Genomic DNA, 15,855 nt, shown 5'->3' with positions numbered 1-15,855 from the left:
CAGTCTGCCCGCCGGCCGGCAAGCAGGCGGCCTGCAAGGACCTGCAGGACGTCGATCTGGCAGGGGCCATTCTCAGGCGCATCTACGGTGTCGAGGCACTGAAGGGCGGCCGCGTGGCGGTTGCGGAACGCGAGGTCAAGGCCTTCGACCAGCGGTCGGTCTTCAGCAAGTTCTCCGACATTCCCTACAGCGAGCTGCAGAACGCATCGATGGCCAGGGAGGGATACGTCTTCATACCCAAGTCCTGCACGGATGGCCGCAAGTGCCGCCTGCACGTCGCCTTCCACGGTTGCCTGCAAGGCGGGCTGACCGACCGCAGGAGCGGTCAGTCGGGCAATCTCTTCGCCAAGTTCGCCGGCTACAACAAGTGGGCTCAAGCCAACGACATCGTCGTCTATCCGCAGGTGCAGGTGCGGAACGGCACCCTGGCGAGTCCACCGGTCAATCCTCAGGGATGCTGGGACTGGTGGGGACAGTATCACACGCACACGGGGTATCATACGCAGGCTGGCAAGCAGATTCGGGCGGTGGCCCAGATGACCGCACGCTTGCTGGCGAACGCCAGCTGCTGCCGGTGCTGGCCAGGTGAGGCTGGTGCGCCGGCAGGCATGAGGGCGAGAACTGCGGCTGCCGGTGACGAATCGGCAGCCGCTCTCTGGACAGTAACCTGAGCGGGAGAACGACGATGATGGACATGTCGAAACAGATGGGCGACTGGCTGCGGGCGCTGAGCAGCCTGGACCCGAGCAAGGGCAGCGAGCAGTTGCTGAACGCGCTAGCCAGCCTTCAGGTGCCGGGCGTCAACATGGACGCGCTGGTGGCGAGTCAGCGCGACAACCTCGAGGCGCTGAACGCCGCCAACCGCGCCGCGATGGAAGGGGTCAAGGCGGTCGGAGAGTGGCAGTTGAAGATCCTGCAGGAAACCATCCAGGGGATGACGACTGCTGTCGGCGGCCTTGCGAAAGCGGGCTCGCCGCAGCAACTCATGGCAGCCGAAACCGAGCTGACGAAGAAGGCGTTCGAGACGGCGGTCAGCAAGATGCGCGAACTTGCCGAGATCGTCGCCAAGGCCAATCGGCAGGCTACCGACGCGATCGTCAATCGCGTTCCCGCCAGCCTCGACGAAATCCGTGACGTGCTGAAGCTGCCACCGCCGCCGGCCGCCTGAATCGGCGTCCGCGGTGGTGCGGGCGGCCGTGCATCGGCCGCCCGGCGGGTTGTGTCTTGCCCGACTTGCGGCCCGCGTGTCGCGGCGCGTCGATGGATCTGCGCTCATGGCCGCGTTTCCCGATCGGCCAGCCGTGTGTGGCAGCCGCCACTTTCCGGCATCAGACAGGCGGTCCCGCCGTGCCCCGGTCGTCGGCGAACAGGACGATGCCGCCGCGGCGCTGGTCGCCGGCGCCGGCGAGTTGCCCGTCGATGCTCGCAACGCAGTTGACGCCACCAAAGAACATGCTTGCCGAGTCGAAGCGCGTGGCGCCCGGCCAGTGCGCCTGCAGGGCTTCGACGGCTCCGGCCGCCAGACCCGGGCTCTCGAACCACAGTTGCCGGCCTTCGATGTGCTGGCGGGAGGCATTCACCGCTTCGTCGAGCGGACGCCCATAGGCCAGCACGTTGAGCAGCGTCTGCAGGATGGCACTGCGGATGCGGTTCGACCCGCCGCTGCCGAGCGCCAGGCGAGGCCGGTCGCCAGCGAGCACGATCGTCGGCGCCATCATCGTGCTCATGCGGCTGCCTGCCGCCAGGCGGTGGAATCCGGCCGGGTTGATGTCGTCCTCGCCGAGGAAGTTGTTGAGGTGAATCCCCAGCCCCGGCAGGGCATGCCCGCAGCCCTCGCCGTTGCTGGTGGTCATCGCCGCTGCCATGCCTTCGGCATCGATCACCGAGACGTGCGTTGTCGCGCCGAGGTTGTTTTCGCTGCAGAGGGCGCGTGCGTGGCTGGCCCAGTGCGGCAGCCTGCCACCCGCGACGAGCTGCCGGATCGCCTCCGGGTCGGCGTGCAGGCGGTGATCGTAGCCGGCCCCTCGCACTTCCGACACGGTCGCCAGAATCTCCGCGATCGCCAGTTGATGCGCCCGCGAGAGGAATTCCTCGCGACCGAGGCCGAGTTCGTCGGCGACGCGCAGGCCGGCGCCGATCAACCCGCCGCCGGCCGACGGCGGTGGGTTCGTCAGGACCGTATGCGGCCCGAAGGGAATGCGCAGCGGTGCGCGCGTCACCGGAGCGTAGGCCGCGACATCTTCGGCGCTGATCAGCCCGCCGTGTTCCGGACCGAAATGCTCGAGGAGCGCGGCGCGGTAGGTGGCGACCTGCGCATCCGGGCTGCCATTGCCCAGTGCCTGCAGGAAATCTCCAAGCTCCGGGTTGGCCAGGCGGTCGCCTGCGCGGGGCAGCCGTTCCGCGGGCAGGAACAGGCGGCGCACCGTCGGTGAGTGGCTCACGATCGGCGCGATCAGGCCGGCAATCATGGCAATCTGCGGGCTGACGCGGAAACCGTCGCGCGCCCACGCCACTGCCGGCGCGACCACCTCGCGCAGCGGCAGGCGGCCGGCACGCCGATGCAGCGCGAGCAGGCCGACGAGTTCTCCCGGCACCGCAGCGGCGCCCTTGCCGATGTGGAAGACCTGGGTGGTCTCGCCGAAGTCGACCGTTATCGGTGCAAAATCGAGGATCGGCAAGGTGGTGAGTCCAAGTCCCGGTGCCGCGCCGAAGAAGTCGAGCACTTCGTAGCCATCGCGCGCGTCACCCCAGATGCAGGCGCCGCCGCCGCCGAGCGAGGTCAGCGGCAATTCGGTGACGGTTGCCGCGAGCTTGGCGGCGACGATCGCGTCGACCGCGTTGCCGCCGCGTTGCAGCAGGCGCACCCCGGCTGCCGCCGTGTGTGCCTCCGAAGCAGCGATCACGCCACGAATTCCCATCGGCGAAGGATACGCCATGCGGCGGCGGGCGGGAAGACTGCGCTCGCTGGCCATTGCGGCGATCCACGACCACGGCTGTCGCATGGTTCGAGTGACGCGGCGCTGCTCGCCGGTGGCGCATCGGCGGTCCGTCGGGCGGGCGCTTCCACTAGAATGGCCCCTTTTCCGAATGCGACCAGCGATCATGATCCGCACCCGCTTTGCTCCCTCGCCAACCGGCTTCCTGCATGTCGGCGGTGCGCGTACCGCACTCTTTTCGTGGGCCTACGCCCGTCGCCACGGCGGCAGCTTCATTCTGCGCATCGAGGACACCGATCTCGTCCGGTCGACTCCCGAGGCCGTGCAGGCGATTCTCGACGGCATGCAATGGCTCGGGCTCGCGCACGACGAGGGCCCCTTCTACCAGACGCAGCGCATGGCGCGTTATCGTGAGGTGATCGCCGAAATGCTCGCCGCGGGTACTGCCTACCATTGCTACATGCAGCCCGACGAACTCGACCGCCTGCGCGCGGAGCAGCGGGAACAGGGCCGCAAGCCGCGTTACGACGGTCGCTGGCGGCCGCAGCCGGACAAGCGGCTGCCGGCGCCGCCGGCCGGGGTCGAGCCGGTGGTGCGTTTCCGCAATCCGGTGGATGGCGTTGTCGCCTGGGACGACCTCGTCAAGGGCCGCATCGAAGTCGCCAACAGCGAGCTCGACGACCTGGTGATCGCCCGCGCCGACGGTTCGCCGACCTACAACTTCTGCGTCGTCGTCGATGACCGGGACATGGGCATCACGCACGTCATTCGCGGTGATGACCATGTCAACAATACGCCGCGGCAGATCAACATCCTGCAGGCGCTCGGCGCGCCGGTTCCGCTCTACGCCCATCTGTCGATGATCCTTGGCGACGACGGGCAGAAGCTGTCGAAACGCCATGGCGCGGTGAGCGTCATGCAGTACGACGATGCGGGCTACCTGCCGGAGGCGCTGCTCAATTACCTGGCCCGTCTAGGCTGGTCGCACGGCGACGATGAGATCTTCTCGATGCAGCAGTTCTGCGAGTGGTTCGATCTCGACCACATCACGCCGTCGGCGGCCCAGTTCAACAGCGAGAAGCTCAACTGGCTGAACGCGCATTACCTGCGGCGCAGCGACGCGGGCCGGCTGGCTGCCCTGGTTCGCCCGCGCCTGGCTGCGCGCGGCGTCGCCGTCAGCGAGGTGCCGTCGCTGGCGGCGATCATCGAGCTGCACCGCGAGCGCGTCAGCAACCTCAACGAACTGGCCGATTTCGCCGAGCTCTTCTACATCGACCTGCAGCCGCCGAGCGGACTGCTGGCCCGCCACCTGACGCCCGAGACGCTGCCGCTGGTGGAAGACTTCACTGCCGCGCTTGCCGAAGTGCCCTGGCAGGCGGCGGCGATCGGCGCGCTGATCAAGGAGTGCGTCGCGCGGCATGGCGTCAGGATGCCGAAGCTGGCGATGCCGGTGCGCGTCCTCCTGACCGGTGTCGAGCAGACCCCATCGGTCGATGCGCTGATCGCGCTTTTTCCGCGCGCCACCGCCCTCGAACGGCTCGCGCGCGCCGGTCGCGTCGCGTCGCCGTCGGCGCGCGGTGCGTGATGCCGCCCGGCTGGCGGCGCCGGCCGGGCAGGGTCGTCTTGCGACGGGCTTGGGGAGGGCCGCGATTCGCGCTTTACAGCAGAGGGCCGACTGCCTATAATCGCGGCTTCTTTCGGGCGGGGGTATAGCTCAGCTGGGAGAGCGCTTGCATGGCATGCAAGAGGTCCGCGGTTCGATCCCGCGTACCTCCACCACAAGCCGAGAGAAGTTCCGGGTCCCCATCGTCTAGAGGCCCAGGACACTACCCTTTCACGGTAGGTACCGGGGTTCGAATCCCCGTGGGGACGCCAGCCGATCGCCGCCTGTGCGAGCCGGCGGATGCGCAGCCAGCGATGGCGTCGGCACGGTGGCGTCGTGCAGCAATCCCTTATCCGATCTCCCGGGCATTCGCCGGTGTGCCGCCGGCGGCTGCAATCCGCGCCGGACACACGATGACCACACTCGCTCAGCTGCATCTGGAGATCGACTCGCGCGTGCAGGCGATCCGCGGCAGCCGGGCCGACTGGCAGTGCGCGAAGGGCTGCGACGGTTGCTGCCGGCGGCTCGCCGCAGAGCCGCGGCTGACGGCTGCGGAATGGGATCTGCTGCGCGAAGGGCTGTCCAGGCTGCCAGCGGAACGTTTGCGGCAGCTCGCCGCCGACATCGCCGCCATCGACGGTCGGCCGCAGGGCACGCTGGTCTGCCCGCTTCTCGACCTGGCTGCGGGAGCCTGCACGGTCTATGCTTGGCGGCCGGTGGCGTGCCGTACCTACGGCTTCTACGTCCAGCGCGAACTCGGGCTGTATTGCCACGACATCGAGGCACGCGTCGCCAATGGTGCCTTGGCCGATGTCGTCTGGGGCAACCACGACGCCATCGACCACTGGCTTGCCGGCCTGGGCGAAGCCCGTTCGCTGAGCGAGTGGTTCACGTGCTGGCAGGGTAGCGGACCTTGAGCCGCTGCGCAGCATGCCGGCTGCGCCACTGCCGCGCTGCTGCTGGTGACCGGCTGTCCTGTCCGGATGGTGACGCCCCTCCGCTGCGGCATCGCCCCGGCTCTCTTTCGTCGGCCCTGAGCAGGTTCCGCGGCGCCGCTGGCCGTCCGGATTCCCGTACGGGCGCGGTGCTACTCCGGCTGGCGCGAGTCGATCACGAGCGTCACCGGCCCGTCGTTCACCAGATGGACCTGCATGTCGGCGGCGAAGATGCCGGTCGGAACCGGGCGGCCCAGGGCACCCTCGAGGCGCGCGACGAAGCGTTCGAACAGCGGCTGCGCGACCGTCGGCGGTGCGGCACGCTGCCACGATGGCCGGTTCCCCTTGCGGGTCGAGGCGAAGAGCGTGAACTGGCTGACGGCCAGCACCTCACCGCCGATGTCGATGACGCTGCGGTTCATCATGCCGGCCGCGTCGGCGAAGATGCGCAGTCGGACCAGTTTGCCGGCCATCCGGTCGAGGTCGCCGTCGCCGTCGCTCTCCTCGAAGCCGGCGAAGACCAGCAGACCGGCCGCGATGGCGCCGACGGTTTCGCCGGCGACGTCGACACGCGCCTCGCCGACCCGTTGCACGACCACCCTCATTGCGGGCCGTCGGCGGTCAGTGTCCGCCGCATGCAGACTGCGGATGCGGGACACAGCTCGCGGAACTCGCTGCAGTGCGCGAGTTCGGGCGGCACCTGGCGGCGATCGAAGGGCTGAAAGCCGCGGGCGGCAAAAAAACCGGCGGCGCTCGTCGTGAGGAGGAAGATTTCGTGCTGCTTGCGGTTCCACGCGTGCTGCACGATTTCATCGACCAGTCGGCTTGCGAGTCCGCGCTGGCGGTAAGCTGTCGCCACCGCCAGCGACCGCAGCAGGGCTGCAGTGGCGTGACGCTCGAGGCCGACGCTGGCGACGATTCTCTCGCCGTCGCGGCAAACGAGGAAATCCGCAAGGTGTCGCTCGTCGAGGTCGGACGTCGGCAGGGCGCAACCCGCGAGCAGGGCCAGCAGATCGGGCAGATCGCCGGCCAGCGCCGGCTCCGGCCGCAGTTCGCTCATGACGGTCGCGCTGCGCCGGGCTGCCAACCGGCGGCGCGCGGCAGCCAGCGCACCGGCGTCGAGAGCGGTTCGGGCTGCAGCGTCACGTGCGTGATGCCGCTGGCGGCCAGAGCTTCCCGGCTGGCGGCCAGCACCGCCGGCCATTGCTCCAGCGAGTCGACGACGAGGTGCGCCGACAGCGCAATGCGACTGGAAGAGAGGGTCCAGATGTGCAGATCGTGGACCGAAGCGACGCCGGGAATCCCCGCCAGCACGTGCGCCACCTGTTCAGTCGACAGACTGGCCGGTACGCCTTCCATCAGCGCCTGCATCACCTCGCGCAGGAGTCGCAGGCTGGAGGCCAGCATCAGCGCACAGATCAGCAGCGAGAGAAGCGGGTCGGCGGTGGTCCAGCCGGTCCACATGACGACCGCACCGGAGACCAGCGCGGCGACCGAGCCGAGCAGGTCGCCGAGCACGTGCAGCAGCGCGCCGCGGGTGTTCATCGTCTGCTCGCCATGCATCAGCAGCCAGGCGACGGCGATGTTGAGGAGCAGCCCGAGGGCAGCCACCAGCGCCACGGTCTCGCCCTGGACGGCGACCGGCGTCAGGATGCGCTCGACGGCCGCCACCGAGATGCCGACGACGACGAGGACCATGAAGAGGACGTTGAGCAGCGCCGCCAGCGTCTCGACGCGACCGTAACCGTAGGTGTGGCGCTGCGTCGGCGGCCGCTGCGCGAGCCAGGCGGCAAAGGCGGCGAGGGCGAGCGAGGCACTGTCGGTGACCATGTGACCGGCGTCGCCGAGCAGGGCGAGCGAACCCGACCAGAAGCCGGCGGCAGCCTCGACGGCGGCGAAACCGAGCGTCAGCAGCAGGGCCCAGAGGAGGCGCGGGCCTGCGTCCGGCGCGTGTCGATGCGTGTGCTCGCCGTGTCGCTGGCCGTGTTCGTCGTGGTCGTGCGCGCAGTTCTCGTGCGCGTCGTGTCGCTGCAGGTGCGATCCGCTCATGGTGGGGGGATTCTAACCGACATCGCCGTTCGCTCCGGTTCAGGGATGTGGACGGAAGAGCCCGCCGCTGGCAACGCCGCGGATGGTTCCCGCCAGCGTCGCCAGCCAGACGGCGAGCAGGAGACACCAGCAGGCGATGCCGATCCACTCGACGCCCGCCAGTCCCGCGGCGCCGCCGAGCCGCAGGCTGGCGGCGGCGAAGGCACCGAGAGGAAAGGTGAACCCCCACCAGGACAGCGCGAATGGCAGCAGGCCGCGACGCTGCGCGGCGGCGGTCAACAGTGTCGCCATCAGCAGCCACCAGACCCCCGAACCCCAGAACAGCAGGCCGGCGAGGAGGAGCACACCCGGCGGCAGGGCGAACGGCAGTTGCTCGGCGAGATTGAGCAGGCTGACCGGGATGGCGCCGATCGGCGCCAGGTGGATCCAGACCGTCGGCGTCAGCATGCCGAAAGCTGGCTTGGCCAGGTACTTGCGCTGCAGGGTCAGCGCCAGCAGAGCCAGGTACAGCAGTGTCCCTGCGCCGAGGGCGACGATGTTGAGCAGCAGTGCGAGGTCGCGTGTCGCGCCCGTGAGCTGACCGACCAGCGGTGCGCCGGCGATGGGAATGACGACCAGGCCGACCGCCGGAATGAAGTTCGCCGGCGTCACGTGTTCGAGGCCGAGTTGCTCGCCGGCGAACGTCGTGTACAGCACCGCCAGGCCGAAGGCGAAGGTCAGCACCGCCCCCGTCCACCAGAACGCGAGCGCCAGGCCGACGTGCGGGCCGAAGGCGAGGAACTGCGCGGCGATGACCAGCATTGCGATCGGCAGGGTCGGATAGAAACTGGCCTGTACCGGATGCCGCAGCGTTGCCAGTGCGAGCTGCGGGTGCAGCAGGCAGCGCGCGAGCCAGGGAAGCAACAGCGTAGCGAAGAGTGCCAGATTGAAGTAGTGCAGTGCCCAGGCCGGCGCCTCGAGAACCGGCCAGCGCGAGGCGAGAGCCAGCGTGTCGAGGCTCAGTACGCCGCTGCCCATGACGGCAGCGAACCAGCCGGGAGCGAAGTAGCGCACGACTTCGGCAACGGTGATCGGTGGCGAGTGGGCGGCGGCCATGGCTCGAGTTTCCTGTCCGTCAGAGACTGCCGATTATCGCTCAGGATGGGTGCCGGCGCTCGGCTGCAGCCGCAGCCGGGCGCGCGTTCTGCCGTCTTGCGGGTGCACGCGTCCTGCTGCAGCGCTTCAGCATCGCCTAAGCTTTCGCGGCCATCATTCCTGCGTTAGACTATTGAATATCAATCCGAAAGCCGCCATGACAGTCTTCCCATCGCGCCACCAGATCGACCGTTTCTTCCTGCTCAGCTGGTTTTGGGTCGTGCTGCACGTCACCGCCTTCACGACGGCCAACGCCTACGGCACGCCCGGACTGGTTGCGTGGACACTGGCGACGACGATCAGCTATGCCTTTCTCTACCTGTTGCCGGCAGTCGTCCCGGGCTACCTCCTGCATCACTGGTTGCGTCGGCGCCCTGCCACCATTGGCGCACGACTGGCGCTCGCCGGCGTCCTGATCGGCCTGACGGGCATCGTCCAGGTGCTGCTGTTTGCCGACCGGGTGATCCATGAAATGTACGGATTCCACATCAACGGCTTCGTCATCGACCTCGTCTTCTCGCCCGGCGGCATCGATTCGCTCGGCGCCAGTCGCAGCACCGAGCTGACGGCGGCGCTGATCGTCCTCGCCTTGCTGGCCCTGCAGGCGGCGACCTGGTGGTGGACGACGCGGCAGGCAGAGCAGGCGCCGCCGCGCCGGCGCCTGCGTCGGCGCTGGGTGGTCCTGGCGATCCTCGGCTTTGCCCTCGGCGAGCGGCTGGCCTACGGTTACAGCGCCGCCACCAACTATCAGCCGATCCTCTTTGCCAGCGAGCGTTATCCCTTCTACGTGCCGACGACTTTCCGCAAACTGGCGGCCCGGCTCGGCGTCCAAGTGGGCGACGAAGCGGTCGAGGGGGTGCAGCTCAGGCACGGTGGCCTGAGTTACCCGCTCGTCCCGTTGCACGTCGAAGCGCCGGCGCGGCCGCCGAACATCGTCTGGATGGTCGCCGAGTCGCTGCGCTTCGACCTGCTCGACCCGGCGATCATGCCCAATCTGTGGCGGTTCTCGAACCAGGCCCTGCGTCTCGAGCAGCACTACAGTGGTGGCAACGGCACCCAGATGGGCATCTTCTCGATGTTCTACGGACTGTACGGCAACTACTGGTTCCCGATGATCAAGGCGGCCCGCTCGCCCTTGCTGATGGACGTGCTGCAGCAGCAGAACTACCAGTTCAGTCTGCATACCAGCACCGTATTCACCTACCCGCAGTTCGACAGGACGGTCTTCCTGAAGATGGAACCGGCCGACATGCAGCCGATCCCGGACGGCGCACCGCCCTGGGATCGGGACCGGATGAACATCGACCGCCTGCTCGGCTTCCTCGATCGCCGCGATCCGGGCAGGCCGTTCATGGCCTACATGTTCTTCGAGGGAACGCACGCCAACTACAACTTCCCGCCCGACTGCGCCATCGCCGAGCCCTACCTCGACGACTTCAACTATCTGTCGGCCGACTTCAAGGGGCAGATGAGCCTGATCAAGAACCGCTACCTCAATGCCGCGCATCATGTCGACCGCCAGATCGGCCGGGTCACCGCCTACCTCGCCGGGAAAGGACTGCTCGACAACACGATCGTCATCGTCCTCGGCGACCACGGCGAGGAGTTCATGGAGCGCAGCGAGCGCTGGGGGCACGCCGCCGAGTTCAACCGCTACCAGACGAGCACGGTGGCGGTGGTGCGGGTTCCGGGGGCGAAGCCGCAGGTGATCAGCGGCATCACGAGCCACCTCGACATCCCGGCGACGGTGATGCCGCTGCTCGGCGTGCGCAATCCTCCGCAGGACTACTCGCAGGGGCAGAACCTGCTGGCGCCCGACTTCCGGCGCGACTACGCCGTTGCAGCCGACTGGCATCGCGTTGCCTACATCGGCGAGAAGTACAAGGTGGCCTTTCCGACCAACGCCAGGGGGGCGGTCCGCATGGAGGTTCTCGATGCCGACGACCGGCCGGTGGTCGATCGCGAACAGGCGAAGGCCGAGATCCGGCAGGAGACGGTCGAGATGATGAACAACCTGACCCGCTTCAGCCGGCCGCGGGGCTGAACGGCAGGCGGCGAATGGCGGTCCACCGCGAGACCCGGGCCATCGGGCTGCCGGTGGACAGGCTGTTCGACGTCGTTGCCGATGTCGAGAGCTATCCCGACTTCGTGCCCCTGATCCGTGCCGCGCGCGTGCTGCGGCGTGGCGAAACGGCCTACGAAACCGAACAGACCCTGGCGGTCGGCTTGCTGCAGCATCGCTTCCGGACACTGACCGAACTGTCGCGGCCGCAGGCGATCAGCATCGTGTCGCAGGATCGCTCGTTCTGCCGCTTCGACATCCGCTGGAACTTCGCGCCGCTGGCGGACGATCGCTGCCGCGTGGACTTTGCTCTCGACTGCGAGTTGCGCTCGCTGTTCCTCATGCCCGTACTGCAGATGCTGATCCTGCCGATGGCGGGCGGCATGGTGAGCGCTTTCGAGCGACGGGCGCATCTGCTCGCGGCGCAGGCGGTGGCGCGTCCCGTGTTGCCGCCGGCCAGGTCCCTGCCCGAAGACGATCTGCGGCAGGAGTGAGCGGCAGCAGGAGCCGCGGACCACAGCTTGTAGAGATCTTGTGCTCGCAGGCGGGTAAAATGCCGCTCTTGTCGAACCGGGGGTTGCCACGTGAGCCAGGAGTCCAACAGCAGGGCGGCGAGTTCGTCCGCACTCGTCAGTACCAACTTCATCCGCAACATCATCGAGGCCGACCTCGCCGCCGGCACGCATGCACAGCGTCGCTGGTCGGGCCGGCCCGGGCCGGGAGCACAGCAGCTTTCCGGGCCGCTTGATCCGGCGCGCATCCGCACGCGTTTCCCGCCCGAGCCGAACGGTTACCTGCACTTCGGCCACGCCAAGTCGATCTGTCTCAACTTCGGGCTGGCGCAGGATTACGGCGGTCGTTGCCATCTTCGCTTCGATGACACCAATCCGGAAAGGGAGGAGCAGGAGTACGTCGATTCGATCATCGAATCGGTACGCTGGCTCGGTTTCTCCTGGGAGACGGGCGCGGACGAGGCGGCGCAGGCGGAATGCAACCTCTACTACGCATCGGATTACTTCGCGTGGATGATCGCCTTCGCCGAGTACCTGATCGACAGCGGGAATGCCTATGTCGACAGCCAGAGCGCGGAGGAGATGCGCGCCAGCCGCGGCACGCTGACCGATCCCGGCACGGACTCGCCCTATCGTCAGCGCAGCGTCGCCGAGAACAGGGATCTGTTCCGGCGCATGCAGCAGGGGGAATTTTCCGACGGCGCGCATGTCCTGCGGGCGCGCATCGACATGGCGTCGGCGAACATCAACCTGCGCGATCCGGCGATCTATCGCATTCGCCATGCGAGTCACCACAACACCGGCGACCGCTGGTGCGTCTATCCGATGTACACCTACGCGCACCCGATCGAGGATGCGCTCGAGAACATCACCCATTCCATCTGCACGCTCGAGTTCGCCGACCAGCGGCCGTTCTACGACTGGCTGCTCGAGCGTCTCGCCGAAGGCGGCCTGCTGCAGCGTCCGTTGCCGCAGCAGATCGAGTTTTCGCGCCTCAACCTGAGTTATATCGTCCTCTCCAAACGCAAGCTGATCCAGCTCGTCGACGAGGGGCACGTGGCGGGCTGGGATGATCCACGGTTGCCGACGCTCGTCGGCGCGCGCCGGCGCGGCTACCCCGCCGAGGGATTCCGGCGTTTCGCCGAACGGGTCGGTGCCTCGCGATCGGATTCGCTGATCGAGTACTCGCAACTCGAGGACACGATGCGTGAGGTGCTCAACGAGTCGGCCGAGCGGCGCATGGCGGTGCTCGATCCGTTGCGGCTGATCATCGACAACTATCCGGAGGGCGAGAGCGAGGAGTGCCTGGCGGCGAATCACCCGCAGCAGCCGGAGCGGGGCAAGCGCGTTCTGCCCTTCGGCCGCGAGTTGTGGATCGAGCGCGACGATTTCATGCTGCAGCCGAGCAAGGGCTACCATCGCCTCCATCCGGGCAGCCTGGTGCGCCTGCGCAATGCCTATGTCGTGCGCTGCACGGGTTGCGAGCACGACGCGAGCGGTGCCGTCAGCGCGGTGCATTGCGAGTACCTGCCGGATTCGCGCAGCGGCACGGCCGGTTCCGACAACTACAAGGTGAAGGGAAATCTGCACTGGGTGTCGATCGCCGCCGCCTGCCGCGCCGAGGTGCGGCTCTACGACCGGCTGTTCGCGGTTGCCGCTCCCGGCGCACGGCGTGAGGGCGATCCCGAGGGAGTCGAGCGCGACTTCCGCGACGACATCAATCCGGCCAGCATGCGCGTCATCGAGGCATGGGTCGAGCCCTCGCTGCGCGACACCTGCGCCGAGGAGTCCTTCCAGTTCGAAAGGCACGGCTACTTCGTCGCCGACAGGGTCGACTCGAAGCCGGGGGCACTGGTCTTCAACCGCACGGTGACGCTGCGCGATTCGTGGACGGCGCAGGCAGGGCCGCGTCGCTGATAGGGTGGCGAACAGTGGGTGCCCGTGTGACGTCGGTGGCCACGAGGGCTGCGCGCGACAGGTCCGGCGCTCACTCCGCCTGCAGCAGTTCGAGGACCTTTTCCGGCGGGCGGCCGACGATGGCCCGATCGCCACGGACGACGATCGGACGTTCGATCAGGATCGGGTGGGCGACCAGCGCGTCGAGCCACTCTTCCTCGCCCAACGCCCGACCGGCGTAGAGCTGCCGGAAGACGGCTTCACCGCGGCGCACCAGGTCGGCTGCCGGCATGCCGAGCTGGCGCAGCAGCACGCGCAGTTCGTCGCGGCTCGGCGGCGTTTCCAGGTAGTCGATGATCTCGGCGGGAAGGCCGCTTTGCGCAACCAGCTGGCAGGCGGCGCGGCTCTTCGAGCAGCGCCGGTTGTGATAGATGCGCACGGGGGTCTGGCTCATTGGCGTCGTCCTCGGGAGGTTGGGGTGGAGAGTCGCTCGCTGGCAGCGGCTGCGCCGGGGCTAACGCCAGAGGCTCAGCGGCGGGTCGCTGATGACTGCGCGCAGCACGTCGCCGCGCGATACGAAACCGACCAGCGCGTCGCGGTCATTGACGATCGGCACGCCATCGACTCCGTGCTCGAGCATCACCTGCGCAATGCGCCGGATGTCGGTGACCGGATCGGCGCTGACGACGGGAGTGGTCATCACGTCGCCGACCTGACGCGCCATGATGTCGCGCGGGCCATCCGGACCGAGGTTGAGCGCGGTCAGCAGATCACGTTCGCTGACGATGCCGACCAGCCGGTAGCCGGCATCGAGCACCGGCGCCTGATGAATGCGCCGTTCGAGCAGCAGGCGCCAGGCGTGTTCGACGGCGTCCTCGCTGGACAGCGAAACGACCGGTCGCTGCATGATCTGGTAGGCATGGTAGAGGGGGCCGCGATCGCCATCCGGGCGCAGGATCTGGCGGTAGGCTCTGATCGCCTGCGCGCTTGGTGTGCCGAACGGGGCGCGTGGCTCTTCGCCGGCGATCGGTTGCACCGCGCGACTGCGCGTGACCGCTGCCACCTCGCCGAGTCTCTCGAAGGTGCCGCGGAAGATGGGGCCGCTCAGGCCGTAGACCGCAAACACGCTGCCGTCACCTCCGCGGTGGGGAAAAAGACACGGGGCGCGGTCGCCGGTCGTCGCGGCGGGCGGCGACCGCAGCGCAGCAGGCAACCTGCGCTCGTGGCCCCGTCCCGGCTCCTGCGGTCCTCCACCCTTGGTCCCTCCTCCGGTGAAAAAGCGTCGAAGACCAGCCGGGAAAATGGCCGGCCACGCTCGCGTGGCCGGCCGAGCCAACTGCAGCGTACTGCGGCAGTGCTCTGGATCTTGTAGTTTCCTCGACAGAAAGCACGAATCGTACCAGAAAGTGGAGCGTCCTGATTTAGTACGCAACCGCGCCTTGGCGGCGGGCCTTGCGACAGCCAGGTGTAAAGGATTTTGACAGCGCGCGAGATCGCCCAGCCGCCCGTGGATCACTCGCTGCGCAACGCATCGACGGCGTTCAGCCAGGCAGCACGCCGTGCCGGCAGAACCCCTGCCAGCAGCCCGATGACGATGGTCAGCGCTTCGGCCAGGACAGCGAAGCTGAAAGGGGTGTGTACCGGCAGCGCGGGTAGCAGCAGGTGAAGGAGTTGCGCGAGGCCGATGCCGAGCAGCAGGCCGAGCAGTCCGCCGAATGCCGACAGGGCGACCGCCTCGCCGAGAAAGAGGCCGAGGATGCTGCGCCTCGGGGCGCCGAGAGCGACCAGCAGGCCGATTTCCCCGGTTCGCTCGGCGACGGCGATGGTCATGATCGTGGCGATGCCGACGGCACCGACGAGCAGCGAGATGCTGCCCAGCGCACCGACGGCCATGGTCAGGACATCGAGGATGTTCGACAGTGTGCGCAGCATGTCTTCCTGCGTCGTGATGGTGAAATCTTCGCGTCCGTGGCGGGCCTTCAGCGTTGCCGTGACCAGCGCACTGACGGCGGCGGCCGGCACGCCTTCCTCGTACGACAGGTCGATCTTCATGATGCCATCGCGGTTGTAGAGTTCGAGTGCGCGCGCGGTCGGGATGTAGGCCGCGTCGTCGAGGTCGATGCCGAGTATCTGCCCCTTCGCCTCGAGGACGCCGATGACGCGAAACTGCATGCCGCCGACGCGCACCTTCGCACCCAGCGGATTCGCCGGCCCGAACAGTTCCTCCTTCAGGCGTGCGCCGAGGACAACGAAGGCGCGGGCGGAGTCGGCTTCATCGGCTGGCAGGAACTGGCCGCTGCGAACATCGATGCTGAACACCCGCAGCATCGCCGCGCTGACGCCGTTGACCGTCGTTCGCCGCAGGCGGCCGTTGGCAGCGACCTCGGTGTTGCCCCAGACGGTGGCGGTCATCCCCGTCACGTGCGGCAGGCGTTCGAGCGCACGTGCATCGTCGAGCGTCAGCGGTCGTACCGAGGTCGGGATGCCGGTCGGCGCCGGCCCGGAGGTCTTGATCCGGCCGGGTGCGACACTGATCACGTTGGTGCCGAACTGGGTGAACTCGGCGAGGACGAAGCGGTGGATCCCCTCGCCGATCGAGGTCAGCAGGATCACCGCCGCAATCCCGACGGCGATGCCGAGCAGGGTCAGGAAGCTGCGCAGCCGGTGTGCCCGCAGCGCGCGCACGGCGAACTGGAGCATGTCCTGGCTGCGGATCATCGCCTCGTTC

At 68.0% G+C, this 15,855-nt stretch carries 15 protein-coding genes and 2 tRNA genes; 9 read left to right on the top strand and 8 right to left on the bottom strand.

The window, feature by feature from the left end:
- Window positions 1-113: 113 nt before the first annotated feature.
- Both HT579_18800 and HT579_18795 read left to right on the top strand, forming a co-directional pair.
- The gene (locus HT579_18800; GenBank protein ID QKS30787.1) at window positions 114-671 is read left to right on the top strand and encodes a hypothetical protein; all 558 of its coding nucleotides are present in this window, start codon (window positions 114-116) and stop codon (window positions 669-671) included.
- Between the two features lie 14 nt (window positions 672-685).
- Entirely contained in the window at window positions 686-1,168 is a 483-nt protein-coding gene (locus HT579_18795) for a phasin family protein (protein ID QKS30786.1), read from the top strand.
- Between the two features lie 160 nt (window positions 1,169-1,328).
- On the opposite strand, the gene HT579_18790 is transcribed toward HT579_18795, so the two are convergent.
- Complete coding sequence (locus HT579_18790; protein QKS30785.1) at window positions 1,329-3,113, bottom strand: gamma-glutamyltransferase; 1,785 nt, start codon at window positions 3,111-3,113, stop codon at window positions 1,329-1,331.
- Between HT579_18790 and gltX the strand changes: the two genes are divergently transcribed.
- The 4 genes from gltX to HT579_18770 all read left to right on the top strand — a co-directional run bounded on the left by gltX (window position 3,103) and on the right by HT579_18770 (window position 5,456).
- Entirely contained in the window at window positions 3,103-4,521 is a 1,419-nt protein-coding gene (gltX, locus tag HT579_18785; GenBank protein ID QKS30784.1) for a glutamate--tRNA ligase, read from the top strand. The two genes, HT579_18790 and gltX, sit on opposite strands and share 11 nt — an antisense overlap.
- Window positions 4,522-4,639: 118 nt before the next feature.
- Window positions 4,640-4,715: transfer RNA gene (locus HT579_18780), tRNA-Ala, on the top strand.
- 20 nt (window positions 4,716-4,735) lie between these two features.
- Window positions 4,736-4,811, top strand: a tRNA-Glu gene (locus HT579_18775).
- 141 nt (window positions 4,812-4,952) lie between these two features.
- Window positions 4,953-5,456 carry a YkgJ family cysteine cluster protein gene (locus tag HT579_18770; GenBank protein QKS30783.1) on the top strand — a complete coding sequence of 168 codons (504 nt, stop codon included), beginning with the start codon at window positions 4,953-4,955 and terminating at the stop codon, window positions 5,454-5,456.
- A gap of 170 nt (window positions 5,457-5,626) precedes the next feature.
- Here HT579_18770 and HT579_18765 read toward each other — a convergent pair whose 3' ends face one another.
- The 4 genes from HT579_18765 to HT579_18750 are packed head-to-tail and all read right to left on the bottom strand — an operon-like array spanning window position 5,627 to window position 8,618.
- Window positions 5,627-6,079 (bottom strand): D-tyrosyl-tRNA(Tyr) deacylase, encoded by a 453-nt coding sequence (locus HT579_18765; protein ID QKS30782.1) that lies wholly within the window; start codon window positions 6,077-6,079, stop codon window positions 5,627-5,629.
- Window positions 6,076-6,534 carry a GNAT family N-acetyltransferase gene (locus HT579_18760; GenBank protein ID QKS30781.1) on the bottom strand — a complete coding sequence of 153 codons (459 nt, stop codon included), beginning with the start codon at window positions 6,532-6,534 and terminating at the stop codon, window positions 6,076-6,078. The genes HT579_18765 and HT579_18760 overlap by 4 nt, the downstream gene beginning before the upstream one ends.
- A complete protein-coding gene (locus HT579_18755; GenBank protein QKS30780.1) occupies window positions 6,531-7,523 on the bottom strand; it encodes a cation transporter in 993 nt (330 codons plus the stop codon). Before HT579_18755 ends, HT579_18760 begins: the two co-directional genes overlap by 4 nt.
- A 39-nt stretch (window positions 7,524-7,562) precedes the next feature.
- Window positions 7,563-8,618, bottom strand: a complete 1,056-nt coding sequence (locus tag HT579_18750) for a C4-dicarboxylate ABC transporter (protein ID QKS30779.1) — start codon at window positions 8,616-8,618, stop codon at window positions 7,563-7,565.
- Window positions 8,619-8,814: 196 nt separating this feature from the next.
- Here HT579_18750 and HT579_18745 point away from each other — a divergent pair, with 196 nt between their 5' ends.
- The 3 genes from HT579_18745 (at window position 8,815) to HT579_18735 (ending at window position 13,148) form a co-directional block, all read left to right on the top strand.
- The gene (locus tag HT579_18745; GenBank protein QKS30778.1) at window positions 8,815-10,701 is read left to right on the top strand and encodes a sulfatase-like hydrolase/transferase; all 1,887 of its coding nucleotides are present in this window, start codon (window positions 8,815-8,817) and stop codon (window positions 10,699-10,701) included.
- 14 nt (window positions 10,702-10,715) lie between these two features.
- A complete protein-coding gene (locus tag HT579_18740; GenBank protein ID QKS30777.1) occupies window positions 10,716-11,213 on the top strand; it encodes a type II toxin-antitoxin system RatA family toxin in 498 nt (165 codons plus the stop codon).
- 90 nt (window positions 11,214-11,303) lie between these two features.
- Window positions 11,304-13,148, top strand: a complete 1,845-nt coding sequence (locus HT579_18735) for a glutamine--tRNA ligase/YqeY domain fusion protein (protein QKS30776.1) — start codon at window positions 11,304-11,306, stop codon at window positions 13,146-13,148.
- Between the two features lie 70 nt (window positions 13,149-13,218).
- On the opposite strand, the gene arsC is transcribed toward HT579_18735, so the two are convergent.
- From arsC to HT579_18720, 3 genes are all read right to left on the bottom strand, one after another.
- A complete protein-coding gene (gene arsC, locus HT579_18730; protein ID QKS30775.1) occupies window positions 13,219-13,581 on the bottom strand; it encodes an arsenate reductase (glutaredoxin) in 363 nt (120 codons plus the stop codon).
- Window positions 13,582-13,641: 60 nt separating this feature from the next.
- Window positions 13,642-14,253, bottom strand: a complete 612-nt coding sequence (locus tag HT579_18725; GenBank protein QKS30774.1) for a CBS domain-containing protein — start codon at window positions 14,251-14,253, stop codon at window positions 13,642-13,644.
- A gap of 386 nt (window positions 14,254-14,639) precedes the next feature.
- Entirely contained in the window at window positions 14,640-15,845 is a 1,206-nt protein-coding gene (locus HT579_18720; protein ID QKS30773.1) for an ABC transporter permease, read from the bottom strand.
- Window positions 15,846-15,855: the final 10 nt, after the last annotated feature.

The organism is Candidatus Accumulibacter similis (assembly GCA_013347225.1).
GTDB classification, from domain to species: domain Bacteria; phylum Pseudomonadota; class Gammaproteobacteria; order Burkholderiales; family Rhodocyclaceae; genus Accumulibacter; species Accumulibacter similis.
The sequence above is the reverse complement of the archived record's forward strand: the minus strand, read 5'-3'. Positions and strand labels throughout refer to the sequence as shown.

Bases quoted from the DNA above. Each gene is read 5' to 3' on its own strand.
- HT579_18795 (QKS30786.1), top strand. From the start codon at position 686: ATGATGGACATGTCGAAACAGATGGGCGACTGGCTGCGGGCGCTGAGC.
- gltX (QKS30784.1), top strand. From the start codon at position 3,103: ATGATCCGCACCCGCTTTGCTCCCTCGCCAACCGGCTTCCTGCATGTC.
- HT579_18770 (QKS30783.1), top strand. From the start codon at position 4,953: ATGACCACACTCGCTCAGCTGCATCTGGAGATCGACTCGCGCGTGCAG.
- HT579_18765 (QKS30782.1), bottom strand. From the start codon at position 6,079: ATGAGGGTGGTCGTGCAACGGGTCGGCGAGGCGCGTGTCGACGTCGCC.
- HT579_18760 (QKS30781.1), bottom strand. From the start codon at position 6,534: ATGAGCGAACTGCGGCCGGAGCCGGCGCTGGCCGGCGATCTGCCCGAT.
- HT579_18755 (QKS30780.1), bottom strand. From the start codon at position 7,523: ATGAGCGGATCGCACCTGCAGCGACACGACGCGCACGAGAACTGCGCG.
- HT579_18750 (QKS30779.1), bottom strand. From the start codon at position 8,618: ATGGCCGCCGCCCACTCGCCACCGATCACCGTTGCCGAAGTCGTGCGC.
- HT579_18745 (QKS30778.1), top strand. From the start codon at position 8,815: ATGACAGTCTTCCCATCGCGCCACCAGATCGACCGTTTCTTCCTGCTC.
- HT579_18740 (QKS30777.1), top strand. From the start codon at position 10,716: ATGGCGGTCCACCGCGAGACCCGGGCCATCGGGCTGCCGGTGGACAGG.
- arsC (QKS30775.1), bottom strand. From the start codon at position 13,581: ATGAGCCAGACCCCCGTGCGCATCTATCACAACCGGCGCTGCTCGAAG.
- HT579_18720 (QKS30773.1), bottom strand. From the start codon at position 15,845: ATGATCCGCAGCCAGGACATGCTCCAGTTCGCCGTGCGCGCGCTGCGG.